Origin of the sequence: Paraburkholderia madseniana, from assembly GCF_009690905.1 — a bacterium.
GTDB classification, from domain to species: Bacteria; Pseudomonadota; Gammaproteobacteria; order Burkholderiales; family Burkholderiaceae; genus Paraburkholderia; species Paraburkholderia madseniana.
The window spans coordinates 15,492-40,593 of record NZ_VOSW01000087.1; the positions used below are offsets into that span (position 1 = coordinate 15,492).

A 25,102-nucleotide genomic window follows, 5' to 3' on the forward strand; every position below is an offset into this window, starting at 1 on the left:
TCGTACATACGCCAAAAATCGTACACGCTCTCAACTCACTACTCGTCGCCGCCCCCGTGCGTGCACCAGGTTCAAAGATGCATTCAGCCATCAGACTCAGGGAAACCACAGCGCCCGTCACCGTAGTAGCGCATGCAATGCCGGCACGGGTCATCACCCGCTTGACAGGCAGGCACCACTGCAGATTGCTGTTAAAGTGCATACCTTCAATTCGCCGTTCCCCCATCATGCGCACCACCCGAGCCATCCACGCCGTCGAGCGGCTGAAAACCCGCAGCGGCAACCCGCAGTTCGCGGCGATCAGCCTGTCCGGCGGCCTGTTTTATCTGGTCGACAAATCGAGCGGTACCGACAAGAAAGTCTCCGATCCGCTAACGCTCGACGATTTCGTCAAATTCGTCGACGGTTTCGGACCGCCGAAGCCGCGCAAGGCGAGCAAGCTCGATATTGCTTTTGAAGAGCAGATCAAGAAGAGCAAGGGCAGCTAGGCAGCGCCGCACCCCATTTGCGATCGAAGATATCCGCTCCATGACCAGGACAAGCGCCAGGTCCGTCAGCATCGCGCCGGACCACAATCGACCCACCCTGTCGAAGGGCCAGAAAGCGTTCAACACGCTGATCAAACAGATCGAAAAGCGGCGCGCGAGTTTGAGCGCGTGGGAGGAGTTCACGCCGGCTTTCCAGCAAAAGTACGTGAATGAACTGCTGCCGCTAACGCAGAAGATGCAACATTTGCGTGCGCGGATGGCGCACCTTCTTGACGAGCAGAGCAATCAAAAACGTATCACGCAGACCGAGCGGCGCACCCTTTCAGCGGTGATTGTCGATCTGGCGGCGAGGTGTCTCGGGGAAGAAGATAGCGAGGAGTTGAAAGCGCTATACAACCGCCACAGCGGGTCCGACTACGACGAGGAAAGAGCGTCCGAGTTAGACGAAATGAAATCGATGCTGGAGACGGTATTAGGTGTCGAGCTAGACGACATCGACATGAACTCGCCCGATGAAGTTCTGGATCGCCTGCAGACGCATATCGAACAGGACGACGCCGCGCAAGCAGCGGAACATCAGGCCCGCCAGGCGCAAAGCGCCCCGAAAAAGAAGACGGCGAAACAAATGGCGGCCGAAACGCGCCGCGAGGAAGAAGAAGCCCAACTGAGTCGCTCGATTCGCGAGGTGTATCGTAAGCTGGCCAGCGCGTTGCATCCCGATCGCGAAAGCGATCCAGAGGAACGCAAACGGAAAACCGCGCTGATGCAACGGGTCAACGAGGCCTACAGCAAGAACAACCTGCTGCATTTGCTCGAGTTGCAGCTTGAACTGGAACACATCGACCAGAACGCGCTCGATAACCTGAGCGAAGACCGGCTCAAGCATTACAACAAGATACTGAAGGAGCAGGTAGGCGAACTCGACGACGAAATTATGTTTGTCGAAATGGCGTTCAAGGAACGCTACGGGCTCGACCCGATGGCTCCCATCACGCCGAAGAAGATAATGCACGGGCTGACAGCGGACGTTTTTATGCTGCAGGAACAGATCGAGTCGCTCGAGTACGATCTGGTGGAGTTCCAGGACCTCGGCACGCTCAAGGCCTGGTTGAAAATCAGGCGGCGTTGGAATTGAAAGGCTCCCTTCGCTGCCCGACGTGCGCGTCACGTATCCAAGGTCAAGCGGGTTTTATCTCTTGCCACTGACCGTCCGCCGCGCTGCTTGCCAGCACTGCATCGATAAAACGCAGGCCCGCCACCCCGTCATCCACCGTGGTGAGCAACAGGCTTTCAGCGGGCAACGGTTGACCTGCATTCAACGCTTCGATCTGTAACGCCGCATCCTTGTACAACTGCGCGAACGCTTCCAGATAACCCTCAGGATGCCCCTGTGGCACACGCGTCGCGTGCGCCGCGATCGCACTTTTCACGCGTCCGCGCGTCAGTCGCTCAGCCGACCCACCGAGCGGCGTGAACCACAATTCGTTCGGATTCTCCTGATCGAAGGCGAGACTCGCTTTCGTCCCATACACCCGCAGACGCAGCGCATTCTCCGCGCCGCTCGCCACCTGGCTCGCCCACAGCATGCCGCGCGCGCCGTTCGGATAGCGCAGCATCGCCTGCACGTGGTCGTCGATACGGCGTCCCGGCACGAAGGTGTGCAACTCGGCCGATAGCTCCAAAGGCAACATCCCCGTAACGAACGCGGCCAAGTGGTACGCATGCGTGCCGATGTCACCCAGACAACCGGCAGGACCCGCCAACAATGGATTCGTGCGCCAGCCTGCCTGCTTGTTCGTCCCGCTCGTTTCTATCGGTTCAGCCAGCCAGTCCTGCGCGTATTCGACTTGCACTACGCGTATTTCGCCGAGCTCGCCTTGTTCGACGAGCTCGCGAGCATGGCGCACCATCGGATAACCGGAATAGGTATGCGTCAGCGCGAACAACCTGTTCCTCTCGCGCGCGAGCTTCGCGAGCGCCTCGCCTTCCGCCAGCGAAATCGCCAGCGGTTTGTCGCACACCACATGAATGCCCGCTTCGAGAAAAGCCGTCGCCACCGGCGCATGCAGATGATTCGGCGTGACGATCGCGACTGCGTCAATACCGTCGTCGCGAGCGGCTTCGGCTCGCGCCATCTCGCGCCAGTCGGTATAGCTACGCGCGATGCCGGCCTCAACGGCGCTCGCTTGCGCGCGCTGCGGATCTGACGACAACGCGCCCGCTACCAGTTCGAACCGGTCGTCGAGCCGCGCGGCGATTCGATGCACTGCGCCGATAAATGCGCCCTGGCCGCCGCCGACCATGCCGAGCCTGAGTCTTCTTTGTGCCATCGCACTCACTCCTTTGCGATCTTCTTCATTCGCTTCACGGTTAGCTCGTCTGCAGATCGCTGTCAAATACCAAGCACGCGTTTTAGCTGCGCTGCATCCACGCCACTGCCCGCGAAATCATCGAACGCATGATCGGCCACGCGAATGATGTGGCGGCGAATAAACTCCGCGCCTTCACGCGCGCCGTCCTGGGGATGCTTCAGCGCGCACTCCCATTCCAGCACCGCCCAGCCGGGAAAATCGTATTGCGCCATCTTCGAGAAGATCGCACCGAAATCGATCTGCCCGTCGCCAAGCGATCGGAAACGCCCCGCGCGTTCGACCCAGCCGCTATAGCCGCCATACACACCTTGCTTGCCGTTCGGACGAAACTCCGCATCCTTCACGTGGAACGCCTTGATGCGCTCGTGATAGATGTCGATAAACGCAAGGTAGTCGAGTTGCTGCAAAACGAAATGGCTCGGATCGTAGAGGATGTTCGCGCGTGGGTGTTGCTTCACTGCGTGCAGAAAGCGCTCGAAGGTCACGCCGTCGTGCAGGTCCTCGCCCGGATGCAATTCGTAGCACACGTTCACACCGGCTTCGTCGAACGCATCGAGAATCGGCGTCCAGCGGCGCGCGAGTTCCTCGAACGCCGCTTCTATCAAACCTGCTGGACGCTGCGGCCATGGGTACAGATACGGCCACGCCAGTGCGCCGGAAAACGACACGTGGGCATCGAGACCTAAGCGCTGCGAAGCCTTCGCTGCGAGCTTCATCTGCTCGACTGCCCACTGCGTACGCGCAGCAGGATCGCCGCGCACATGCTGCGCGGCAAAGCCGTCGAACAACACGTCATAGGCCGGATGCACGGCCACCAGCTGCCCTTGCAGATGCGTCGACAGTTCAGTGATCGTCACGCCCGCATCTTCCGCGACCTCGCGCAGCTCGTCGCAATACGCCTGACTCGCCGCCGCCTGCTCAAGGTCGATCAGACGCGTATCGCACGGCACCTGGATCCCCTTGAAGCCGAGACTCGCGGCCCAGCCCGCCAGATGCGCGAAGTTGTCGAACGGCACCTCGTCGCCCATGAATTGAGCGAGAAAGATCGCCGGCCCTTTGATGGTTTTCATCGTACGGTTCCTCAAACTATGGCGCGCCTGTCACCCTTCTACGACAGAGACATGGCAAGCGCGCGCCGGATACCCAGGATCAGAACGGCGAGTCAGGAAAATAAAACTGCTGCGCGTTCTCCTTCGTGATCAACACCGACGGGATGATCGTGGTTGGCGGCAGTTTTTCGCCCTTCAGACGCGCTTCGGCCGTGAGCTTGATGGCGTCGTAGATGAATTTCGGCGAGTACGACACGTCCGCCTTGATCATCGGTGCGCCGTCCATCACGTTCTTCACCATGCCCTTCGAACCCGCACCGCCGAACACGATCTTGATGTCGGTACGCTTGGCCTGCTCGATCGCCTTGAGGACGCCCACGGCCATGTCGTCGTCGGCGGCCCAGACCGCGTCGATGTGCTTGAAGCGCGTGAGGTAGTCCTGCATCACCTTGAAGGCGTCGTCGCGATTCCAGTTCGCGTATTTGCCGTCGAGGATCTTGATGTTCGGATACGCCTTCAGCACGCCCGTAAACGCGGTCCATCGTTCGTTGTCGAGCGTCGTCGGAATGCCACGCAGCGCGACGATGTCGCCCTTGCCGTCGAGCGCTTTCGCCAAATACTCGGCGGGAATCTTGCCGAACGCGGTGTTGTCACCCGCAACATACGCATCCTGTGCGCTGGTGTCCGTCAGGCCGCGATCGACTACCGTTACGTACACGCCCTTCTTCTTCACCTGAGCCACCGGTTGCGTGAGCGAGGCCGATTCGAACGGGAAAATCACCAGTGCGTTGATCTTGTTCACCGTCACCAGATCCTGCAACTGGTTCGCCTGTTCGGGCGCACCGGCCGCTGTCTTCACGATCACCTTCAGATCAGGATGCGCTTTCTCCAGGTCGGCTTTCGCCTTGTTTGCCCACCAGACGATGCCGCCCGTAAAGCCGTGATCGGCTGTCGGAATCGCGACGCCCAGCGTGACTTTCTCATCGGCACGCGCGACGCCTGCCGTGCCCAGCATCCCCAACGCCAGCATGCCGGCGCCGACCGCTCGAATGATTTGCTTCATGGTTGTGTCTCCAATTATGAGGCGTTCATGCGCCCCGATTCTCGAACTTGCCGTTGTATCCCTTGAAGCTCAACGCCCACCACCTACCGCCGTCCGCGCTGCACAAACGCGACGAAGATAATCACGACGCCCTGCACCGCCGCGTTCAGATACACGCTGATGATGCTGGTCAGATTCAGAATATTGGCGATCACCGAAAGCAGGATCGCGCCGATCACGGTGCCGACCACGCGCCCTTCGCCGCCCTTTAACGCAGTGCCGCCCACCACCACTGACGCAATCGCTTCGAGTTCCCAAAGCAGACCGGTGGTCGGTGTAGCCGAGCCGAGCCGCGGCACATACAGCACGGTCGCAACGCCGACGCAGATACCGAGCAGCACGTACGTCACGATCTTCACGGTATCAACGCGAATCGCCGCGTAGCGCGCAACCTGTTCGTTCGAGCCGATCGCCTGCACGTGGTGGCCAAACGCCGTGCGATTGAGGATCAATGCGCCGCCCGCCGCAACGACCAGGAACACCCAGATCGGGACGGGCACACCAAAGAGGCTCGCGTAGTAAACCGGTCCGTATAGATCGGACAACGAGTTATCCAACGTCAGCGCGCCGCCATCCGCGAGCCACGTCAGCACCGCGCGAAAAATGCCCAACGTCCCCAACGTAACGATGAACGGCTCGATGCGTCCTTTGGTGATCAGCAGGCCGTGCGCGCAGCCGAACAAACTACCGAGCACCAGCGCGAGCACAATGCCGAGCGTCACAATCAGCAAAGGCGCGAACGCATGACCGCCGACACCCGCAGCAAGTCCGTTCATCAGCCAGATCATACTGCCCGCGATCAGCGCCGCCATCGACCCGACCGACAGATCGATGCCGCCCGAAATGATCACGAAGGTCATGCCGACCGCGATGATGCCGATGAACGAGGTGCGTGTGAGCACGTTCATCATGTTGTCGAGCGTCGCGAAATCGCGGTTGAGCAGCGTGCCGACGATGCACAGCAGGATCAGCCCAACGAGCGGCCCGAGCGCATACAGACGATGCGCGAAGCGCAACGCGCGGCCGGATTGGACGGCTTCAGTGGGTGCCGGTCGCATGGGCGATCAACTCCTCTTCGGTCAGATGTTCGAGCGTGAGCGTGGTTTGCAGGCGTCCCGCACGCATCACCGCTACGCGATGGCACAAACCAATCAGCTCGATCAGTTCGGATGAAATGACGATTACCGCGCGGCCCTGCGCGGCGAGACGATGGATCAGGAAATAGATGTCGCGTTTCGCGCCGACATCGACGCCGCGAGTCGGCTCGTCGAGCACGATTACGTTAGGATCGGGTTGCAGGAACTTGGCGAGCGCGAGCTTCTGCTGATTGCCGCCGGAGAGCATACGCGCGCGGCTCGACAGATCGCCCGTGCGAATCCCGAAGTCGTGCACGGCCTGGGTCAAGGCGGCGCGCCCCGCTTTCATGTCGAGCAAGGGATGCGCGTAGCGTTCGAGCGTCATCAGCGTGACGTTGTCCTGCAGGCTTAAATTCACATGCAGGCCTTTGCCTTTGCGGTCTTCGCTCAGATACGTAATGCCGTGGCGCATGGCGTCGCGCGGGCTCTTCAGATCGGCGCGGCGGCCGGCGATCTCGATGCGGCCCGCCGTGCGTTTGCGCAGGCCGATGAGCGCTTCGAATGCTTCGGTGCGGCCTGCTCCGACCAGGCCGGCGAAACCCAGCACTTCGCCGGCGCGCACGTCGAAGCTCAGGTCTTCGACCCAGTCCGGTACAGCAAGGCCCTCTACCTTTAACGCAATCGGCGCGTCGGCAGGCACGGTGATCTTGTCGGGGAACATATCGGACACGTCGCGCCCGACCATCAGATTCGCCATCTGCTGCCGCGCGAGCCCAGAGGTTTCGCTACGTGCGACGAAGCGGCCATCGCGCATCACGATCACTTCGTCGGTGATGCGCTCGACTTCATCAAGCTTGTGCGAGATGTAGACGATGGTCACGCCGTCGGCTTTCAGCTTCGCCATCAGCGTGAAGAGGCGCTCGGTTTCGGCCGGCGTGAGCGTGGCAGTCGGTTCGTCCATGATGAGCAAACGCGCGCGACGTGACAGCGCTTTTGCGATCTCCACCATCTGCTTTTCCGCGACGATCAACTCGCGCACTTTCGTATCCGGCGCTTTCTCCAGCCCCACCTGCGCGAGAAAACGCGCGGCCTCGGTGCGCATTGCAGCGTCGTCGACGAACCAGCCGCGCTTTTTTTCATGGCCGAGATACATGTTCTGCGCGATCGTCAGATGCTCGGCGAGATTGAACTCCTGGTGAATCAGCACGATGCCGGCCGCTTCCGCGTCCCGCGAACCGATGAACTGCTGCACGTGGCCGTCGACCAGCAAGGTGCCCGAGGTCGCCGTTTCGTAGCCGGCGAGGATCTTCATCAGCGTCGATTTACCCGCGCCGTTCTCGCCGAGCAAACCGTAGATGCGCCCCGGTGCCAACTCGAAGCTCACCCCGTGCAGCACACGCACCGGCCCGAAATCTTTGCGAATATCGTCGAAGCGAACGGCGAGGCTCATGGCTTAAGCGCTCCCGCGGATCACGAGCCGATGCGGCAGCAGCACGCCCGGCACATTCGCTAACGGATTCGCAAGCCGCTGCAGCAGGAGGCGCGCGGCGGTCTCGCCGAGTTCGCGCATCGGCTGGGCGATTGTGGTCAGCGGCGGATCGACTTGTGCGGCGAGCGAGATATCGTCGAAGCCGACCACCGCGACATCGTCCGGCACGCGCTTGCCGACGCTGCGCAAGCCGTGGATCACGCCGATCGCCAGCGTGTCGGAGACGGCGAAGATCGCGCTCGGCGCGTCAGGCTGCTGCATCAGCAAGGCCGCCGCCGATGCACCCGCCTCGTAGTCGAGACTGTTCAGGTTCATGCGCCAACGCTCGTCGGGCGCGATGCCCGCTTCGGTCAACGCGTCCAGATAGCCTTGCTGACGCTGCCGCGCGTACAGATAGTCGACATCCGAATTGATGAGGCCGATGCGCCGGTGGCCACGCGCGAGCAGATGCCGCACTGCGTCGCCCGCCGCCCGGTAGTTGTCGATGCCGACGTACGGCACGCCCATGGCCGGATCGAACTCGCAGCACGCGACCCACGGCAGCGCGCTGGATGCCTCACCGAGCGCCTGCTGGATAGTGGCTGGATCGAGGCAGATCGCGCCGTCCGCGCGGCGGCGGCGCAGCAGATCGAAATAGCTGCGCTCGCGCCCCGGATCGGCTCCCGTATCGCATAGCAGCATGAAATAGCCGTGCTGGCGCGCGACGCTGTCGATGCCGCGCACGATCTCCGCGTAGAAGGGGTTGCCGACGTCGGGCACCATCGTCAGCAGCAGGCGGCTTTCGGCGGTGCGCAGGTTGCGTGCGAGTTCGTTGACGCGGTAGCCGCTGGCGTCGACCGCCGCCAATACCTTGTCGCGCGTGGCGGGCCGCACGTTCTCGTGGCCGTTCAGCACGCGCGACACCGTCGCCACCGAGACCCCCGCCTGCTCCGCCACCTGAGCAATCGAAAGGCCCTCGGCCGGACGCGGCGGCTGAGCCTCAGGCTGCGGGCGCGCCTTCGACGACGCCGACGGCGTCGCGGGGGCCACTTTGGACACCGGCTTGGACAAGTGGATCCGCCTCGAAAATGTAATCGATTACATTTTTGGGCGATGGAGGCTGGAATCGCAAGGACGGATCGCTAGGGATTAACACGGGGTCGAGCAGGCATGGCGAGAGCCCGCCCAGGGTTCGGCCCGGCGGCGCACTGCCCGCGACGGCGTGGATCCGCGCCGCCATTTGGTACAATCCCGCAGTTACCCTGCCGTGGCCTGCTTTGTACCGAGTTGTACCCCGGAGTCGCATCCCGAGGCCGCCGGTCAGTGGCAAAGAATCGCAAACTCGCCAAACCACACTGCCGAATCCACCATGAACATCGAGCAAGCGCGTTTCAACATGATCGAACAGCAGATCCGCCCCTGGGAAGTGCTCGACCAGGACGTGCTGAATCTGCTCTCGATCGTCAAGCGTGAAAACTTCGTCCCCACCGTCTACCGCGATCTGGCCTTCGTCGACTTCGAAGTGCCGCTGCCGGCCGGCCAGCACATGCTGGCGCCGCGCGTCGAAGCGCGCGTGCTGCAGGAACTGGCGGTGAAGAAACACGAAAGCGTGCTCGAAATCGGCGCCGGCTCGGGTTACATGGCCGCCCTGCTCGCGCATCGCGCGCAGCACGTCCTGACGGTCGACATCGAACCGGAACTGGCTGAACTGGCGAAGAACAACCTCATCGCCAACGGCGTGCTGAACGCCGAAGTCGTCACGGGCGACGCCTCGCGCGGCTGGGCCAACGCCGCGCCGTACGACGTGATCTGTGTATCGGGCGGCCTGCCGGTGCTGCCGCAGGACATCCTCGAACACCTGAAGGTCGGTGGCCGCCTGGCGGCGTTCGTCGGCACCGCGCCGGTCATGAAGGCGCAAATCATCACGCGTATCGACGAGAAGCAGTACCGCATTGCCGACGTGTTCGAAACCTATGTCGAACCGCTGATCAACGCCGTGCAGCCGCCGCGCTTCAAGTTTTAATTCGCACGTTTTTCCGGACGGCCGGCACGCCGCCGTCCTCTGAACTGGATGTCCTGCTGATGCAAAATCTGACCGCTCCCGCGCTCGCTGAATGGCTCGCCGATCAATCGCGCCCTGCGCCCGTGCTGCTCGACGTGCGCGAACCGTGGGAAATCCAGACGGCGTCGATCGCCGGCGCCGTGTCGATCCCGATGCGTGAGATTCCCGCACGCAGCGAAGAGCTCGACGACGACGTGCAAATCGTCTGCGTATGCCATCACGGCGCGCGCAGCGCCCAGGTCGCGATGTTCCTCGAATCGCGCGGTCATACCAACGTCTTCAATCTGCAAGGCGGGATCGACGCGTGGTCACGTCAGGTCGATCCGACCGTTCCCACCTATTGATCGCACGGTCGCGATGATCCGTCGGCGGGTGCCGGTCCACGCCGCCGCTCTGGCGCTTCATTGCGCGGTTCTCGCGTTTCTTCCGATCCCGGCACACGCCGTCGGCTTCTCCCGGCTTTACGACGAAGCACTCTCGAGCGACGCGCAGTTGCAAAGCGCGCGTGCGGCGCTTGCCACCAATAGCGAAGAGTTGCCACTGGCCCGCGCCAAACTCCTGCCGCAAGTCTCCGCGTCGCTCACTGCGAATCGCCAGAACACCGATTTCGGCGGCGGCTTTCCTGCCTCGTATGGCAATAGCAACGGTTACACGATTTCGCTCACGCAGCCGCTGATTCACGTCGATAGCTGGTACGGCTAAGCGCAGGGCAAGCTCGCGGTGGATTCGGCGCAGGCCTCGTTTGCACAGGCGCGGCAGGATCTGATCGTGCGGCATGGTCAGGCTTATTTCGACTCGCTCGCCTCACAGGACAGCCTCGCCATTGTGCGTTCGCAGAAGGCGTCGATCGCCCAGCAGCTCGAATCGGCCAAGCATTCATTCGAAGTCGGTAACACGACGATCACCGATACCAACGAAGCCCAGGCTAAATACGATCAGGCGATTTCGCAGGAAATTGCCGCGCAGAACGATCTCGCGGTGAAGCTCGCCACGTTGCAGCAGATTGTCGGGCATCCGGTCGAGCGCGTGGATGGTCTCGCCGTCGGCGCGCCGCTGCCGCCGCCGGTGCCCGCCGATATCAATCTGTGGGTCGACGCGGCCACCGACGCGAACTACCAGGTCGTGCTGGAGCAGATCGCGCTGGATAGCGCACAGCGCGAAACATCGAAGGCCAAGGCCGGCCATCTGCCGACCGTGGACCTGGTGGCGAGCCGATCGCGCAGCAGTCTCGGTGCGGCTGGTGCGGGTAACTTTGGCGGCAATTTCGGTGGTGGCTTTGGAAGCGGTGCGAATACGCCCTCGCCCGGTACGCCGGCGCTCGCCGCGGAACTGGGCAACCCGGGGTCCACTTACACGAACAGCACGATCGGCGTGCAGCTCACGATTCCGATCTTTACGGGGGGCGCGACGCAAAGCCGTGTGCGTCAGACGCGCGCGCTCGAAGACCAGGCTGCTGCCGATCTCGATACGACTCGGCGCAATGCGGCGCTATCGGCGCGGCAAGCGTTTCTCGGTGTGGTGAGCGGGCTCGCACAAGTGCGCGCGCTGCAACCGCTCCCATCGGAGCGGCCGCATTGTTGGTGTCCTTGGCCATCGTCAGCAGATCCGGCGTCACACCGAAATACTGCGCAGCGAACGGCGTACCCAAACGCCCCCAGCCGGTAATCACTTCATCGAAGATCAGCAGGATCCCGTGCTTGTCGCAAATCTCACGCAACCGTTGCAAATACCCTTGCGGCGGAATCAGCACCCCGGTCGACCCAGCCACTGGCTCAACAGTCACCGCAGCAATCGTCGACGCATCGTGCAACGTAACGAGCCGCTCCAGTTCATCGGCAAGATGCGCACGCCACACCGGTTGTCCTTTCGAAAACGCCGCCTCCTTGATATTCAGCGTATGCGGCAAATGATCGACAGCAGGCAACAGGCCGCCCGAAAACGCCTTGCAGTTCGGCGCAATCCCCCCACCGAAATCCCGCCGAATCCCACGCCGTGATACCCACTAAACCGGGTGCGCTACCCTTCTCCACGCGACCGGTGATAAGCCAACGCAATCTTCAGCGCAGTATCCAGCGCCTCCGAACCCGAGTTCACAAAGAAGATGTGCTTCAGATCCCCAGGCGTATGCCGCGCGATTTTTGTCGCGGCTTCAAAAGCCTTCGGATGCCTCATCTGAAACGTCGGAGCGAAATCCATCTCCGCCGCCTGCGCCTGCACTGCCGCCACGATCTCGTCCCGGCAGTGCCCCGCATTGACGCACCACAGCCCGGCGGTGCCGTCGAGAATGCGCCGGCCATCGATTGACGTGTAGTACATCCCCTTCGCGCTCTCCAGCAGACGCGACGCGCTTTTGAACTGCCGGTTCGTCGTAAAGGGCATCCAGAACGCAGACATATCGGGCGTATTGACGCTGGCGCGCTCATTCATGTCGTGTCTCCTCGCGTGGCTGGTCTTTCAGTCCAGGCAGAGCGCGGCGCAAGCACAAAGGGGCAGCGACCGTGCACCGCCGACGCCCGCTGGCCGACGGCTACGCTTCGTTGCGGCGCGGCACGCACCTGAACGAGGCGCACGCCCTGCTCCTGCACCAATTTTGCGCCGCGTTGCGCATAACTTAGGCGGCGAACCACCGAGTCGCAGCACGCGATCCGTGGACTTCAAGTCGAAATTACTGCATGGCATGTGCCTTGCAGTACACAAGCGGCAAGTCATGCGGGATAAGCCCTGCTGGCTGAAATCGACGCCCATAAACATTCACCATCAATGGCAAGGGGAAATACATGAAACGTCGTAGTCTGTTGAAGTTCGGCTCCATGTCGGGCGCATTGGCGCTTGCAGGTCAGGTTCCGTTTGCTCAGGCGCAATCGGGCAGCGGTCCGATTAAAGTAGGCGTTCTACATTCCCTCTCCGGCACGATGGCGATCTCGGAAACATCGCTCAAAGACACCGCGCTGATGACCATCGCGGACATCAACAAGAATGGCGGCGTCATGGGCCGCCAACTGCAACCAGTGGTTGTGGACCCGGCATCGAACTGGCCGCTGTTTGCCGAAAAAGCGCGTCAGCTGATCACCCAGGAAAAGTGCGCCGTCGTGTTCGGCTGCTGGACGTCGGTGTCGCGCAAGTCGGTGCTGCCGGTGTTCGAAGAACTGAACGGGCTGCTGTTCTACCCGGTGCAGTACGAAGGCGAAGAGATGTCGCGCAACGTGTTCTACACGGGCGCCGCGCCGAATCAGCAAGCAATTCCGGCAACCGAATACCTGATGAGCACGGAAGGCGGCGGCGCCAAGCGCTTCTTCCTGCTGGGCACCGACTATGTGTACCCCCGCACGACCAACAAGATCCTGCGCGCGTTCCTCAAGTCGAAAGGCGTGCAGGAAGCCGATATCCAGGAGGTCTACACGCCGTTCGGCCACAGCGACTATCAGACCATCGTCGCGAACATCAAGACGTTCTCGCAGGGCGGCAAGACCGCGGTGATCTCGACCGTCAACGGCGACTCGAACGTGCCGTTCTACAAGGAACTCGGCAACCAGGGACTAAAGGCGTCTGACGTGCCGGTGGTCGCATTCTCGGTCGGCGAAGAAGAACTGCGCGGCATCGATACGAAGCCGCTGGTCGGCAATCTCGCGGCATGGAACTACTTCATGTCGCTGCGCAATCCGGCCAACGAGAAGTTCAAGAAGCAATGGGCTGCCTGGGTCAAGGACAACAACCTGCCGGGCGGCACCAAGCGCGTGACCAATGACCCGATGGAAGCGACTTTCGTCGGCATCCATATGTGGAAGCAGGCCGTCGAAAAAGCGAAGAGCACGGACGTGGACAAGGTGCGTGTGGCGATGGTCGGCCAGACGTTTGCGGCGCCGTCGGGCTTCACGCTCGAAATGGACGGCAATCACCATCTGCACAAGCCGGTGATGATCGGCGAAGTGCGTGCCGACGGCCAGTTCAACGTGGTGTGGCGTACCAAGACCGCGGTTCGCGCGCAGCCGTGGAGCCCGTTCATCGCCGGCAATTCGAGCAAGCCGGATGTGGTCAGTTCGATTCCCGCATTCCTGAAGCGCTCGCGGGTCGCCTGAGCCTGAACCTGGGCAGAGCCGGGGCTGAACTGCTGCTCTGCCCGACAGGACGCTGCAAGACGCATGACAACGGCGTGGCACCGGTGCATCACCTCGATGCCGCGCCGCCTCGCCGGTTTTTCTTCAAAGGCCATCATGGCGTTTTCATTTCCGAAATTCGCACGACGCAGCATCGGCGGCCTCGCGCTCGCGCTTATCGTTAGCGCGCCGCTTGCCGCCTTCGCGCTCACTCCGGCCGATGTCGCGCCGCTCGCCGGTGACGACTTCGATGCAAAATCCGCGGCAATCGACAAACTGATTGCCAACCACGACAAAGAATCACTCGCGGTGCTTAAAGCCCTCTCCGAGGACAGCGCACTCGCCACCGATTCCGGCGCGGTGCTGCTGCAAGACGGCGACACGGCACGCGATGCTATCACCGGTAAAACGGTCGCCGCGGGCGACGCGCAACCGGTCACCCTGAACAACTTACTGCGCTCGAAAGTGGCGGGCGCACTCTCGGGTCTGCAACTCGATTCACCCGATGCCGCCACGCGCGACGCCGCCATCACCGAATTGCTGCAAAACCCAGACCCGTCGATCAAACCGCTGGTTGATGCGGCGCGTGCAAAAGAAACCGACCCGGCACTGAAGAAGCGTCTCGACACGTTGTGGGCGATGACCGCGTTGCACGACGCCGACCCGGCCAAGCGGCTCGAAGCCGTGCAACTGGTCGCCGCGCGGCACGATCTCGACATGAACGAACTGCTGCGCCCGCTCGTCGCGAAGAAACCGGACGGCACCTTCAACGAAGCGGACGATCGCGTGCGCTCCGCCGCGCAAAGCGGCATCGATGAACTCGATTCGATCCAGCGCCGCAGCCAGATCGCCGGCACACTGTTCGCGGGCTTGTCGCTTGGCAGCGTGCTGCTGCTCGCTGCATTGGGCCTCGCGATCACGTATGGCTTGATTGGCGTCATCAACATGGCGCACGGCGAATTCCTGATGATCGGCGCGTACGCGACCTACGTCGTGCAGAACCTGTTCCAGCGCTTTGCGCCCGGTGCGTTCGACTGGTATCCGCTGCTGGCCGTGCCGGCGTCATTCGCCGCAGCCGGACTGGTCGGCATCGTGCTCGAACGGCTGGTGTTGAAGCATCTGTACGGCCGTCCGCTCGAGACCCTGCTGACCACCTTTGGCGTCAGCCTGATTCTGATTCAGGCGACACGTATGGTGTTCGGCGCGCAGAACGTCCAGGTGATCAACCCCGCATGGATGAGCGGCGGCGTAACCGTGCTGCCCAATCTGATTCTGCCGTACAACCGGCTGGCGATTCTGGCGTTTTCGCTGATCGTCGTCGGGATTGCATGGGCTGTCCTGACTAAAACCCGGCTGGGTCTGTTCGTGCGAGCCGTCACACAAAACCGGCGAATGGCAGCATGCGTCGGCGTAAAAACCGCGCGTGTCGATTCGTATGCGTTCGCGTTTGGCGCAGGCATTGCCGGCTTGGGTGGCTGTGCGCTGTCGCAGATCGGCAATGTGGGCCCGGATCTCGGCCAGAGCTACATCATCGATTCGTTCATGGCCGTGGTGCTTGGCGGTGTCGGCCAACTCGCCGGCACGGTGATCGGCGGCTTCGGTCTCGGGTTGATCAGCAAGGCGATCGAGCCGTTCTGGGGCGCGGTTCTCGCCAAGATCGCGGTGCTCGTGCTGATCGTGCTGTTCATCCAGAAGCGTCCGCAGGGTATGTTCGCCCTCAAGGGCCGTAGCGCGGAGGCATGAGATGACATCGGCTACCTCTTCGGCTCACGTCGGCTCAGCGAGCAGTGGCGCTTCTGCCGGACGCGAGGCGCAGTCCGGCTTCGCGCTCGGCTTGCCGCCGCGTCCTGCATTGCTGTCACGCCGCGCGTGGCTCGCGCTGATCGCACTGATCATCGTGTTCGGTCTCGGCGTGCCGTTCGCGACGCTGGTGGTCCCGGAAACGAGCGCGTTCCATCTGTCCGCGTACGCGATGACGATCACCGGCAAGTTCATGTGCTACGCGATCGCCGCGCTGGCACTCGATCTCGTGTGGGGCTACTGCGGCATTCTGAGTCTCGGACACGCGCTGTTCTTTGCGTTGGGCGGTTACGCGATTGGCATGTACCTGATGCGTTCGATCGGCCACGAAGGCAAATACGGCAGCGACCTGCCCGACTTCATGGTGTTTCTCGACTGGCACCAACTGCCGTGGTACTGGCAAGGCACGCAGCATCTCGGCTACGCGCTGCTGCTGGTTGTGCTGGTGCCGGCGGTGGTCGCGTGGGTGTTCGGCTTCTTCACGTTCCGTTCGCGGGTGAAAGGCGTGTACCTGTCGATCATCACGCAGGCGATGACGTTTGCCGCCATGCTGCTGTTCTACCGCAACGAAACGGGATTCGGCGGCAACAACGGCTTTACCGACTTCAAGCGTATCGGTGGTTTTCCGATTACGCATCCGGGCACGCGCACTGCCCTCCTGCTGATCACGTTTGCGGTGTTGATCCTGGCCTTCATCGGCGCGCGGGCAATCGTCACGTCGAAGCTCGGCCGCGTGGTCACTGCGGTGCGCGATGGCGAAACGCGTTTGATGTTCCTCGGCTACAGCCCGCTCGCGTACAAGTTGTTCGTCTGGACCGTCTCCGCCATTTTGTGCGGGGTTGCTGGCGCATTGTATGTGCCGCAGGTCGGCATCATCAACCCGGGCGAGATGTCGCCGGGCAACTCGATCGAGATGGCGATCTGGGTTGCGGTGGGTGGACGCGGCACCTTGATCGGACCGATCATCGGCGCGTTCGCGGTGAACGGCGCGAAGAGCTTTTTTACGGCGAACTTCCCTGAATACTGGCTGTTCTTTCTTGGGCTGATTTTCGTGCTGGTCCCGCTGTTGTTGCCCAACGGCATCATGGGGTTGATCGAAATGGTGACGCGCAAGAGGGATCGCGTATGAACGAAAACCCGATGGTCCCTGATCTTGCATTACCTGAAGAGCCTGCTGAACGGTCGTTAAGCGGTGTCATGAGCATGGGGCACGCGGTGGTGCCGGGCGAGATCGATATTTCACACGGAACGATTCTTTACCTTGAAGACGTGACCGTGAGTTTCGATGGGTTTCGCGCATTGAATGCGCTGACTTTATCGATCAACGCGGGAGAGTTGCGTTGCATCATCGGACCGAATGGCGCCGGCAAGACGACGATGATGGATGTCATCACCGGGAAGACCGAACCGGATTCTGGCAAGGTTTTTCTGGGGCAGTCGATTGATCTGACGCGGATGAATGAGCCTTCTATTGCGCGCGCCGGGATTGGGCGCAAGTTTCAGAAACCTACTGTTTTTGAACAGCATCCTGTGTGGGAAAACCTTGAGTTGGCTATGAAGGCTGACAAGGGATGGTGGGCTTCGTTGCGTGCGCGACTGGATCGTGAGGCGCAAGCGCGGATTGAAGAGACGTTGTCTTTGATTGGCTTGGAGAGCGAAGCGCGGCGGCTTGCCGGTGAGTTGTCGCATGGACAGAAACAGCGGCTCGAGATCGGGATGTTGCTGATGCAGCAACCGGCGCTTCTGTTGCTCGACGAGCCTGCCGCGGGCATGACCGATGACGAGACCATGCAATTGGCCGAGCTGCTCAATCACTTGCGTGGGAGTTGCTCGATGATGGTTGTCGAACACGACATGGAGTTTGTCGCGGCGCTATCGGGTGAGAAGGGGAAGGTCACGGTGATGGCCGAAGGGCGAGTGCTCGCCCACGGCACGCTTGATGAGGTGAAGAGAGATGAGACGGTGATCGAGTCTTATCTCGGGCGGTAATGGCCGCAATCAAACCACGGCCGCAACAAGCCACCAGAATTCAAGGATCGACCGACATGCTAGAAGTGGAAAACCTCAACCAGTACTACGGCGGCAGCCACATTCTTCGTGATGTGAAACTCACCGTGCCCGACGGCAAGCTCACTGTCCTACTGGGTCGCAACGGCGTGGGCAAGACAACCTTGCTTCGATGCCTGATGGGTGTCGTCCAGACCAAGAGCGGCTCGATCGCCTGGCGCGGCGCACCGATCACCAAGCTGCCGACTTACTCGCGTGTAGAAAAAGGCCTCGCCTACGTCCCGCAAGGCCGCGACATCTTCCCGAGGCTGACCGTCGAAGAAAATCTGCTGGTCGGCGCTGCCAGCAAAAAAGCCCCGAAGAAAATCCCGGACCGTATCTACGAACTCTTCCCCGTCCTGAAGGACATGCGCAGCCGCCGCGGTGGCGACCTCTCCGGCGGTCAACAGCAACAGCTCGCGATCGGCCGAGCGTTGATGTGCGATCCGCAATTGCTGATCCTCGATGAACCCACCGAAGGTATCCAGCCCTCGATCATTCAGGACATTGGCCGCACGCTGCGTCAACTGGTCGAAGAAATGGGCATGACCGTGCTGCTCGTCGAACAGTATTACGACTTCGCCAAGGAAATCGCTGATCGGTATTGGGTGATGAGCCGCGGGGAAATCGTCGCGGGCGGTGAAGGCGCGAACATGGATACCGATGGCGTACGTGCACTGATCGCCGTCTGAGCGGCACAAGCAGCGCAAACCGCACAATCAGCACGGCGTGCTATTCTCGCCGCATCCTGTGGCAACGCGGCTCGTCGTTGCCTAACGCGTGCGGGCACGCTGCGCATTGACGCGTCTGTTGCCGCGTCTGTTGCCGCGTCCGTTACTGTGCCCAATACGCGCCCAGCCGCTCATTCATTCGCAAGTCCGCTCGCATGTCGCTTCACGAAAACCACACTGCACTCGCCACCGCGCAACTCAGTGCGCACTCACAATGGCGCGCGCGCCTCGAACTCGGCTTCGTCAAAGACGGCGAACGGACCACCCTCAAGCATCGGCTGCATGATGGGCCGTTACGCGTGCAACGGCCGCTCTATCCGGAAGGCCATGCGATCTGCCACGCAGTAATCGTGCATCCGCCGGGCGGGATCGCGGGCGGCGATCAACTCGATATCGACGTGGATGTCGGCGACAGCGCCCATGCCGTCATCACCACGCCCGGCGCAACCAAGTGGTACAAGTCCAACGGCCGTGCGGCACGGCAGAATATTGCGGTGCGCGTCGGCCCGCAGGCGAAGCTCGACTGGCTGCCGCAGAACAATATCGTTTTCGATCACGCCAACGCAATGCTGGATTTTTCGCTGACGCTTGGCGAAGGCGCTACCGCAATTGGGTGGGATGCGACTCAGCTTGGCCGGCAAGCGGCTGGTGAGCGGTGGTCAAACGGGCAGTTGCGAGCCGTATCGCGGATCGCTGGCGCGAACGGTGAGGCGCTTTGGCTCGAGCGTGCGAGCCTCAGCGCGGAAGATTCATTGCGGGATGCCGCGCAAGGCCTTGCGGGGTTTCCTGCGTATGGAACGCTATGGGCTGTCGGGGCGGCCTGCGATGATGCACTCGCTGAAGCGCTCACTGCCCAGTTGCCATTTGATGACTCGTTGCGGGCAGCGGCTTCCTGTGTCACTGAAGGGGTTTTACTCGTGCGGGCGGTGTCGCGGTCAATGGAGACGCTGCAGCGTGCTTTGACTCAATGCTGGCTTCAGTTGCGCCCGGTCGTGCATGGTGTCGACGCTGTGCCACTTCGAATCTGGTCGACCTGATTCGCTGAGCATTGGCGCCTAGCAGCGCAGCGCGCCTTTCACCTTCGTAAGACGTCGAGAGCACCAATCTGGCGCGCCCGCCTGCTCCAAATCGGTGCTCTCGACGTCTTTCGTCCCGCCAAGCCATGCTGCACCGCCATGGCACATACCTTGCGTCGAAATCCCCCACGATGCTGCCGCGTCCTGACGGCAGCCGACCACCCGCTACCACCGCTCGCCTAACATGACCCGATCGACCCTTCGCCCTGCGCGCCGCGCCTGGCTCGCCGCACTGCTGCTCTCGCCCGTTCTCGCCATCAATGCGCCCGCCGCCCACGCGGATACGCTCGACAACATCGCCAAAGCCGGCGTGCTGAAGGTCGCAGTTCCCGAAGACTATCCGCCCTTTGGCTCGGTCGGCGCGGATATGAAGCCGCAAGGCTATGACATCGATACCGCCGCGATGCTCGCTAAGTCGATGAACGTGAAGCTCGAACTCGTCCCGGTCAATAGCGCGAACCGCATTCCGTATCTGCAAACGGGTAAGGTCGATCTGGTGATTTCGTCGCTCGGCAAAACGCCTGAGCGCGACAAGGTCATCGATTTCTCGGCGGCCTACGCGCCGTATTACCAGGGCGTGTTCGGTCCCGCCGACATCAAGGTCACCGGTCCCGCCGATCTCACCGGCAAGACGGTCGGCGCCACGCGCGGCGCGCTCGAAGAAATCGGCCTCACGCAAATGGCGCCGAACGCCACCATCAAGCGCTTCGAAGATAACAACGCGACCATCGCTGCGTTTCTCTCAGGTCAGGTGCAGTTGATCGCTGCCGGCAATATCGTCGCCGCCGCGATTAATGCGAAGAATCCGCCGCGCCGTCCGGAACCTAAGTTCGTTATAAAGGATTCACCATGTTTCGTCGGCATGAACAAGAATGAAAGCCGGCTCCAGGCGAAGGTCAACGCCGCTATCGCCCAAGCGAAGGCGGACGGCACGCTCAACACGATGTCGAAGAAGTGGTTCGGCGCGCCCTTGCCGACCAACCTGTAAGCGGGTCGTTAATTCAGCTTGATATCTTTGTAAGCTGATCTGGCAGTAAGCTTGTCGCGGTTTGTTTCGCGTCGCATTTCGAGCGACCGCGATGGCGCACAACGAAGCGCGACCCCGAACGCATCCAACGCCTGTCCTGGCTGGGACAGGCGTAACCCAACCTGACATCCGATGAAGCTGACACCTCGCGAGAAGGACAAGCTGCTGATCTTCACCGCCGCGCTGCTCGCCGAACGGCGCCGCGCTCGCGGCCTCAAACTGAATTACCCGGAAGCCGTCGCTTTCATCACCGCTGCGCTGATGGAAGCGGCCCGTGACGGCAAGACCGTCGCCGAGGTCATGCACTACGGCACCACGCTGCTGACGCGCGCCGATGTGATGGAAGGCGTGCCGGAAATGATCCCCGACATCCAGGTCGAAGCCACGTTCCCCGACGGCACCAAGCTCGTCACCGTTCATCACCCGATCCCCTAATCACGCAAGGCAGCCCCATGATTCCCGGCGAACTCCTCATCGACGACGGCGAACACGAACTCAACGCGGGCCGCGCCACCGTCACGGTGGTCGTGTCGAATACCGGCGATCGTCCGGTGCAAATCGGCTCGCACTATCACTTCTATGAAGTGAACGAGTCGCTCTCCTTCGATCGTGAAGCGGCGCGCGGCTTCCGGCTCAACATCGCGGCAGGCACCGCCGTACGCTTCGAGCCCGGGCAGGAACGCACCGTCGAACTGGTCGAACTGGCGGGCGACCGCGTCGTCTACGGCTTCAACGGCAAGGTGATGGGCAAGCTCTGATGCGCGACCCGCGCACGCTTGCTCTGACCACCCTGCTCATTTCCGGACCCTCACTATGACATTACGCATCGGCCGCCGCGCATACGCGGAAATGTTCGGCCCCACCACTGGCGACCGCGTGCGCCTCGCCGATACCGAGTTGCTGATCGAAGTCGAGCGCGACTTCACGACTTACGGCGAAGAAGTGAAATTCGGCGGCGGCAAAGTTATTCGCGACGGCATGGGCCAGTCGCAACGCGTGCATGCCGACGTGGTCGATACCGTCGTGACGAACGCGCTGATTCTCGATCACTGGGGCATCGTCAAGGCCGACATCGGCATCAAGAACGGCCGCATCGCTGCGATCGGCAAAGCAGGTAATCCCGACATTCAGCCGAACGTGACGATCGCGATCGGCGCGTCCACTGAAGTGATCGCGGGTGAAGGTCTGATCGTGACGGCGGGTGGCATCGATACGCACATCCACTTCATCAGCCCGCAGCAGATCGAAGAAGCACTCGCGAGCGGCGTGACGACAATGCTTGGCGGCGGCACGGGTCCGGCAACGGGCACGAACGCGACGACTTGCACGCCGGGTCCGTGGCATCTCGAACGCATGCTGCAAGCGGCCGATGGTTATCCGATGAATCTCGGCTTTCTCGGCAAGGGCAATGTGAGCCAGCCGCAACCGGCGCTTGAACAGATCGCCGCGGGTGCGATCGGTTTGAAGCTGCACGAAGACTGGGGCACGACGCCGGCTGCAATCGACAACTGTCTTTCCGTCGCCGACGACACCGACACGCAGGTCGCGATCCACACGGATACGCTGAACGAAGCCGGTTTCGTTGAAGCGACCGTGGCTGCGTTCAAGGGCCGCACGATCCACACCTATCACACGGAAGGCGCGGGCGGCGGCCACGCTCCGGACATCATCAAGGTGTGCGGCGAAGCGAACGTGCTGCCCTCGTCGACCAATCCGACGCGCCCGTACACCGTCAACACGCTCGAAGAGCATCTCGACATGCTGATGGTGTGCCACCACCTGGACCCGTCGATTGCGGAAGATATCGCCTTTGCCGAATCGCGCATTCGTCGCGAGACGATTGCTGCCGAAGACATTCTGCACGACCTCGGCGCGTTGTCGATGCTGTCGTCGGATTCGCAGGCGATGGGACGTGTGGGCGAAGTGATCATCCGCACGTGGCAGACCGCGCACAAGATGAAGGTGCAACGCGGGGCGCTGCCTGAAGATAACGCACGGCACGACAATTTCCGCGCGAAGCGTTACGTTGCCAAGTACACGATCAACCCGGCCATCACGCACGGTATCTCGCATGAAGTCGGCTCGATCGAGCCGGGCAAATGGGCCGATCTGGTGTTCTGGGAACCGGCGTTTTTCGGCATCAAACCGTCGCTGATCCTGAAGGGCGGCATGATCGCGATGGCGCAGATGGGTGATCCGAACGCGTCGATCCCGACGCCGCAGCCGGTCCACTATCGCGAGATGTTCGCGACGCGTGGCGGTGCGTTGGGACGTACTTCCCTGACCTTCGTTTCGCAGATGGCTGCCGATGCGGGCGTCGGTGAACGTTATGGCCTGAATAAGCGTATCGTTGCTGTGAAGAACTGCCGCAAGATCACGAAGGCGGACATGATTCACAACGCGTGGCGTCCGGCGATCAGCGTCGATCCTGAGACGTATCAGGTCATCGCCGACGGGCAGTTGCTGACTTGCGAGCCGGCAACCGTGCTGCCGATGGCGCAGCGTTACTTTTTGTTCTAAGCCATGCGCACTATCGACAAACTGATTGCACCGCATCTGAAGCTGGCACCTGTTCTGGTGAAGCGCGCGCCGACTTTGACGCTTGCTTTTGATGACCGTCGCAAGAGTCGTCTCGCGGCAACGCTCGATAACGGTGAGGAAGTTGCGCTTCTGTTGCCGCGCGGTACGGTGCTGCGCGATGGGGATGTTCTGGTCGCTGATGATGGTGGTTTGGTGCGCGTGGTCGCTGCTCCTGAAACCGTGCTGGTTGTCCGCGCGAAAGATGCCCTGACTTTGACGCGCGCCGCTTATCACCTCGGCAATCGTCACACGCCGGTGGAAGTCGGCGTGGATTATCTGAAGCTTGAATACGATCCGGTGCTGGCCGATATGCTCAAGCGCATCGGCGCAAGCGTCGATCAGGTGTCGATGCCGTTCCAGCCGGAATCCGGCGCGTATGGCGGTGGTCACAAGCATGGTCACGATGAGACCTTTGCTGAAGACTATGCGTTAGCTCAGCAGGTGTTCGGCGAGCATCATGGGCATGAGCATTCGAACGATCATGAGCATGGCCACGACCACTCGCACGAGCATGATCACTCGGATCATGAACACGGTCACAGTCACAGCCACGCGCACGGTCACTCGCAAGAACATGACCACGGCCACAACCATTCGCACGATTCCAAAGACGACGATCACATCCACGACGAATCGTGCGGCCACGGGCACCGTCATCACCATGCGCATCGCTGAACTCACAGCGCTACTGCATCTCGCGTCGCCGGCATTGCCGATCGGCGCGTTCAGCTACTCGCAGGGTCTCGAAGCCGCGATCGAAGCGCAACTCATCACCGACGCCGATTCCGCACGCGATTGGATCGCGAGCGGTCTAACCGACGTGCTTGCGCGAGGCGAGTTGCCGTTTCTTGCGCATCAGATGGAGCGCTGGCGAGCGCACGATGCAGATGGTCTGAAGGAAGCAAACAGCGAATTCCTTGCAAGCCGTGAGTCCGCTGAACTCAAGCGCGAGACGGAACAGATGGGCTGGTCACTACGACAGTTGTGCGTCTCGCTCGAATGGGGCGACGCAGAACGGCGTACAACGCTGGCATCGCTCAAGCCCTTGGCCCAACCCACGGCTTTCGCCTTCGCCGCTTTCGCCCACGATACAGCGCCTGACGCCGCGCTCGCCGCCTACGCATTCAGCTGGGTGGAAAACCAGGCCGCCGCCGCATTGAAGGCCGTGCCACTCGGCCAGCTCGCCGGCCAGCGCATCATCGTCGCGATGCGTGAGCCGATCGACGCAGCCGTCACACGAGCCTTGGCCACGCCACCCGACAACATCAACACCTTCGCGCCGCAATTAGGCATTCTGTCGGCGCGTCACGAGTCGCAGTATTCGCGGCTCTTTCGCTCTTAAAACGACCCATCATGAACGCACCTCATCACCCCGCTCACCCGCCTGTCCGCACGAAGAAACTGCCGCCGCTGCGCGTGGGCGTCGGCGGCCCGGTCGGCTCGGGCAAGACCACGTTGCTCGAAATGCTCTGCAAGGCGATGCGCGAGCAGTACGACCTCGTCGCGATCACCAACGACATCTATACGAAGGAAGACCAGCGTCTGTTGACCGTAGCAGGCGCGCTGCCGGCCGAGCGGATCATGGGCGTGGAAACGGGCGGCTGCCCGCACACGGCGATTCGTGAAGACGCGTCGATCAACCTCGAAGCCGTCGACCGCATGCTGACGCGTTTTCCCGATGCAGACATCGTGTTCATCGAATCGGGCGGCGACAACCTCGCGGCGACCTTCAGTCCAGAACTGTCAGACCTGACGATCTACGTAATCGACGTAGCTGGCGGCGAAAAGATTCCGCGCAAAGGCGGCCCAGGCATTACGAAATCGGATCTGCTGGTGATCAACAAGACCGATCTCGCACCGATGGTCGGCGCGAATCTGGAGGTAATGGCTTCAGACGCGAAGAAGATGCGCGGCGAGCGCCCGTTCGTGATGTGCAATCTGAAGGCGCTCGACGGACTGGATGTGGTGGTGAAGTTTATCGAAAAGAAGGGGTTGTTGAAGGCCTAGAGCGTGTTAGGCACTTTGTGTGAGACCTGGTATCCTGGTGGGATGAAAAGAGCAGACCGCAAAGGGTATCCGAGCGATGTATCCGACGAAGAATGGAGCTTCGCGGCACCGTATCTGACGCTGA

At 61.6% G+C, this 25,102-nt stretch carries 23 protein-coding genes and 3 pseudogenes; 19 read left to right on the top strand and 7 right to left on the bottom strand.

The features are described 5' to 3' along the window. The first annotated feature begins 227 nt into the window (after nt 1-227). Both FSO04_RS33930 and FSO04_RS33935 read left to right on the top strand, forming a co-directional pair. Nucleotides 228-488 carry a hypothetical protein gene (locus FSO04_RS33930; protein WP_154565923.1) on the top strand — a complete coding sequence of 87 codons (261 nt, stop codon included), beginning with the start codon at nt 228-230 and terminating at the stop codon, nt 486-488. A 205-nt stretch (nt 489-693) separates the two neighbouring features. Further along, nucleotides 694-1,623, top strand: a complete 930-nt coding sequence (locus tag FSO04_RS33935) for a J domain-containing protein (RefSeq protein WP_233465065.1) — start codon at nt 694-696, stop codon at nt 1,621-1,623. Between the two features lie 43 nt (nt 1,624-1,666). Here the strand turns inward: FSO04_RS33935 and FSO04_RS33940 are convergent, their stop codons facing one another. From FSO04_RS33940 to FSO04_RS33965, 6 genes are all read right to left on the bottom strand, one after another. Further along, complete coding sequence (locus tag FSO04_RS33940) at nt 1,667-2,818, bottom strand: Gfo/Idh/MocA family protein (protein ID WP_154565925.1); 1,152 nt, start codon at nt 2,816-2,818, stop codon at nt 1,667-1,669. 62 nt (nt 2,819-2,880) lie between these two features. After that, entirely contained in the window at nt 2,881-3,930 is a 1,050-nt protein-coding gene (locus tag FSO04_RS33945) for a sugar phosphate isomerase/epimerase family protein (protein WP_154565926.1), read from the bottom strand. Nucleotides 3,931-4,009: 79 nt separating this feature from the next. Next, nucleotides 4,010-4,972: a substrate-binding domain-containing protein gene (locus tag FSO04_RS33950; RefSeq protein ID WP_154565927.1), complete on the bottom strand. Its 963-nt coding sequence runs from the start codon at nt 4,970-4,972 to the stop codon at nt 4,010-4,012. An 83-nt stretch (nt 4,973-5,055) separates the two neighbouring features. Then, a complete protein-coding gene (locus FSO04_RS33955; RefSeq protein WP_154565928.1) occupies nt 5,056-6,069 on the bottom strand; it encodes an ABC transporter permease in 1,014 nt (337 codons plus the stop codon). Continuing rightward, nucleotides 6,050-7,537 carry a sugar ABC transporter ATP-binding protein gene (locus FSO04_RS33960; protein WP_154565929.1) on the bottom strand — a complete coding sequence of 496 codons (1,488 nt, stop codon included), beginning with the start codon at nt 7,535-7,537 and terminating at the stop codon, nt 6,050-6,052. Before FSO04_RS33960 ends, FSO04_RS33955 begins: the two co-directional genes overlap by 20 nt. A gap of 3 nt (nt 7,538-7,540) precedes the next feature. Next, entirely contained in the window at nt 7,541-8,626 is a 1,086-nt protein-coding gene (locus tag FSO04_RS33965; protein WP_154565930.1) for a LacI family DNA-binding transcriptional regulator, read from the bottom strand. Between the two features lie 298 nt (nt 8,627-8,924). Here FSO04_RS33965 and FSO04_RS33970 point away from each other — a divergent pair, with 298 nt between their 5' ends. From FSO04_RS33970 to FSO04_RS47805, 3 genes and pseudogenes are all read left to right on the top strand, one after another. Then, nucleotides 8,925-9,578, top strand: coding sequence for a protein-L-isoaspartate O-methyltransferase family protein (locus FSO04_RS33970; RefSeq protein ID WP_154565931.1), 654 nt, complete (start codon nt 8,925-8,927; stop codon nt 9,576-9,578). 59 nt (nt 9,579-9,637) lie between these two features. Continuing rightward, entirely contained in the window at nt 9,638-9,961 is a 324-nt protein-coding gene (locus tag FSO04_RS33975) for a rhodanese-like domain-containing protein (RefSeq protein WP_054042884.1), read from the top strand. 13 nt (nt 9,962-9,974) lie between these two features. Then, nucleotides 9,975-11,108 (top strand): annotated as a pseudogene (locus tag FSO04_RS47805) (TolC family protein); the annotation flags it as partial. Between the two features lie 40 nt (nt 11,109-11,148). On the opposite strand, the pseudogene FSO04_RS47810 reads toward FSO04_RS47805, so the two are convergent. After that, nucleotides 11,149-12,044, bottom strand: a pseudogene (locus FSO04_RS47810) (aminotransferase class III-fold pyridoxal phosphate-dependent enzyme); the annotation flags it as partial. Nucleotides 12,045-12,394: 350 nt separating this feature from the next. Between FSO04_RS47810 and urtA the strand changes: the two are divergent. The 14 genes and pseudogenes from urtA to FSO04_RS47815 all read left to right on the top strand — a co-directional run. Then, the gene (gene urtA, locus FSO04_RS33995; protein ID WP_154565934.1) at nt 12,395-13,693 is read left to right on the top strand and encodes an urea ABC transporter substrate-binding protein; all 1,299 of its coding nucleotides are present in this window, start codon (nt 12,395-12,397) and stop codon (nt 13,691-13,693) included. A gap of 135 nt (nt 13,694-13,828) precedes the next feature. Continuing rightward, nucleotides 13,829-15,454 (top strand): urea ABC transporter permease subunit UrtB, encoded by a 1,626-nt coding sequence (urtB, locus tag FSO04_RS34000; RefSeq protein WP_233465066.1) that lies wholly within the window; start codon nt 13,829-13,831, stop codon nt 15,452-15,454. Between the two features lies 1 nt (nt 15,455). Beyond that, nucleotides 15,456-16,640 carry an urea ABC transporter permease subunit UrtC gene (gene urtC, locus FSO04_RS34005; RefSeq protein WP_154565935.1) on the top strand — a complete coding sequence of 395 codons (1,185 nt, stop codon included), beginning with the start codon at nt 15,456-15,458 and terminating at the stop codon, nt 16,638-16,640. Then, nucleotides 16,637-17,500, top strand: a complete 864-nt coding sequence (gene urtD / locus FSO04_RS34010) for an urea ABC transporter ATP-binding protein UrtD (protein ID WP_154565936.1) — start codon at nt 16,637-16,639, stop codon at nt 17,498-17,500. The genes urtC and urtD overlap by 4 nt, the downstream gene beginning before the upstream one ends. A gap of 56 nt (nt 17,501-17,556) precedes the next feature. After that, nucleotides 17,557-18,249, top strand: a complete 693-nt coding sequence (gene urtE, locus FSO04_RS34015; protein ID WP_154565937.1) for an urea ABC transporter ATP-binding subunit UrtE — start codon at nt 17,557-17,559, stop codon at nt 18,247-18,249. A gap of 194 nt (nt 18,250-18,443) precedes the next feature. Beyond that, nucleotides 18,444-19,325, top strand: coding sequence for an urease accessory protein UreD (locus tag FSO04_RS34020; RefSeq protein ID WP_154565938.1), 882 nt, complete (start codon nt 18,444-18,446; stop codon nt 19,323-19,325). A gap of 223 nt (nt 19,326-19,548) precedes the next feature. Further along, entirely contained in the window at nt 19,549-20,352 is an 804-nt protein-coding gene (locus FSO04_RS34025) for a transporter substrate-binding domain-containing protein (protein ID WP_154565939.1), read from the top strand. A 171-nt stretch (nt 20,353-20,523) separates the two neighbouring features. Continuing rightward, the gene (gene ureA / locus FSO04_RS34030; protein WP_154565940.1) at nt 20,524-20,826 is read left to right on the top strand and encodes an urease subunit gamma; all 303 of its coding nucleotides are present in this window, start codon (nt 20,524-20,526) and stop codon (nt 20,824-20,826) included. Between the two features lie 17 nt (nt 20,827-20,843). Continuing rightward, nucleotides 20,844-21,149 (top strand): urease subunit beta, encoded by a 306-nt coding sequence (locus FSO04_RS34035; protein ID WP_154565941.1) that lies wholly within the window; start codon nt 20,844-20,846, stop codon nt 21,147-21,149. A gap of 55 nt (nt 21,150-21,204) precedes the next feature. Continuing rightward, a complete protein-coding gene (ureC, locus tag FSO04_RS34040; RefSeq protein ID WP_154565942.1) occupies nt 21,205-22,911 on the top strand; it encodes an urease subunit alpha in 1,707 nt (568 codons plus the stop codon). Nucleotides 22,912-22,914: 3 nt separating this feature from the next. Next, nucleotides 22,915-23,646, top strand: a complete 732-nt coding sequence (ureE, locus tag FSO04_RS34045) for an urease accessory protein UreE (protein ID WP_154565943.1) — start codon at nt 22,915-22,917, stop codon at nt 23,644-23,646. Beyond that, nucleotides 23,633-24,313, top strand: coding sequence for an urease accessory protein UreF (locus tag FSO04_RS34050; protein ID WP_154565946.1), 681 nt, complete (start codon nt 23,633-23,635; stop codon nt 24,311-24,313). The genes ureE and FSO04_RS34050 overlap by 14 nt, the downstream gene beginning before the upstream one ends. Before the next feature lie 11 nt (nt 24,314-24,324). Continuing rightward, nucleotides 24,325-24,978: an urease accessory protein UreG gene (gene ureG, locus FSO04_RS34055; RefSeq protein WP_097391600.1), complete on the top strand. Its 654-nt coding sequence runs from the start codon at nt 24,325-24,327 to the stop codon at nt 24,976-24,978. A 42-nt stretch (nt 24,979-25,020) separates the two neighbouring features. Further along, nucleotides 25,021-25,102: pseudogene (locus tag FSO04_RS47815) on the top strand (IS5/IS1182 family transposase); the annotation flags it as partial.

Coding starts and splice junctions, on each gene's coding strand:
- urtA (WP_154565934.1), top strand. CDS start 12,395: ATGAAACGTCGTAGTCTGTTGAAGTTCGGCTCCATGTCGGGCGCATTG.
- urtD (WP_154565936.1), top strand. CDS start 16,637: ATGAACGAAAACCCGATGGTCCCTGATCTTGCATTACCTGAAGAGCCT.
- FSO04_RS33975 (WP_054042884.1), top strand. CDS start 9,638: ATGCAAAATCTGACCGCTCCCGCGCTCGCTGAATGGCTCGCCGATCAA.
- urtC (WP_154565935.1), top strand. CDS start 15,456: ATGACATCGGCTACCTCTTCGGCTCACGTCGGCTCAGCGAGCAGTGGC.
- FSO04_RS33945 (WP_154565926.1), bottom strand. CDS start 3,930: ATGAAAACCATCAAAGGGCCGGCGATCTTTCTCGCTCAATTCATGGGC.
- ureE (WP_154565943.1), top strand. CDS start 22,915: ATGCGCACTATCGACAAACTGATTGCACCGCATCTGAAGCTGGCACCT.
- urtB (WP_233465066.1), top strand. CDS start 13,829: ATGGCGTTTTCATTTCCGAAATTCGCACGACGCAGCATCGGCGGCCTC.
- FSO04_RS33970 (WP_154565931.1), top strand. CDS start 8,925: ATGAACATCGAGCAAGCGCGTTTCAACATGATCGAACAGCAGATCCGC.
- FSO04_RS33950 (WP_154565927.1), bottom strand. CDS start 4,972: ATGAAGCAAATCATTCGAGCGGTCGGCGCCGGCATGCTGGCGTTGGGG.
- FSO04_RS33960 (WP_154565929.1), bottom strand. CDS start 7,537: ATGAGCCTCGCCGTTCGCTTCGACGATATTCGCAAAGATTTCGGGCCG.
- FSO04_RS34050 (WP_154565946.1), top strand. CDS start 23,633: ATGCGCATCGCTGAACTCACAGCGCTACTGCATCTCGCGTCGCCGGCA.
- FSO04_RS34025 (WP_154565939.1), top strand. CDS start 19,549: ATGACCCGATCGACCCTTCGCCCTGCGCGCCGCGCCTGGCTCGCCGCA.
- ureA (WP_154565940.1), top strand. CDS start 20,524: ATGAAGCTGACACCTCGCGAGAAGGACAAGCTGCTGATCTTCACCGCC.
- FSO04_RS34035 (WP_154565941.1), top strand. CDS start 20,844: ATGATTCCCGGCGAACTCCTCATCGACGACGGCGAACACGAACTCAAC.
- ureG (WP_097391600.1), top strand. CDS start 24,325: ATGAACGCACCTCATCACCCCGCTCACCCGCCTGTCCGCACGAAGAAA.
- FSO04_RS34020 (WP_154565938.1), top strand. CDS start 18,444: ATGTCGCTTCACGAAAACCACACTGCACTCGCCACCGCGCAACTCAGT.
- ureC (WP_154565942.1), top strand. CDS start 21,205: ATGACATTACGCATCGGCCGCCGCGCATACGCGGAAATGTTCGGCCCC.
- urtE (WP_154565937.1), top strand. CDS start 17,557: ATGCTAGAAGTGGAAAACCTCAACCAGTACTACGGCGGCAGCCACATT.
- FSO04_RS33930 (WP_154565923.1), top strand. CDS start 228: ATGCGCACCACCCGAGCCATCCACGCCGTCGAGCGGCTGAAAACCCGC.
- FSO04_RS33940 (WP_154565925.1), bottom strand. CDS start 2,818: ATGGCACAAAGAAGACTCAGGCTCGGCATGGTCGGCGGCGGCCAGGGC.
- FSO04_RS33955 (WP_154565928.1), bottom strand. CDS start 6,069: ATGCGACCGGCACCCACTGAAGCCGTCCAATCCGGCCGCGCGTTGCGC.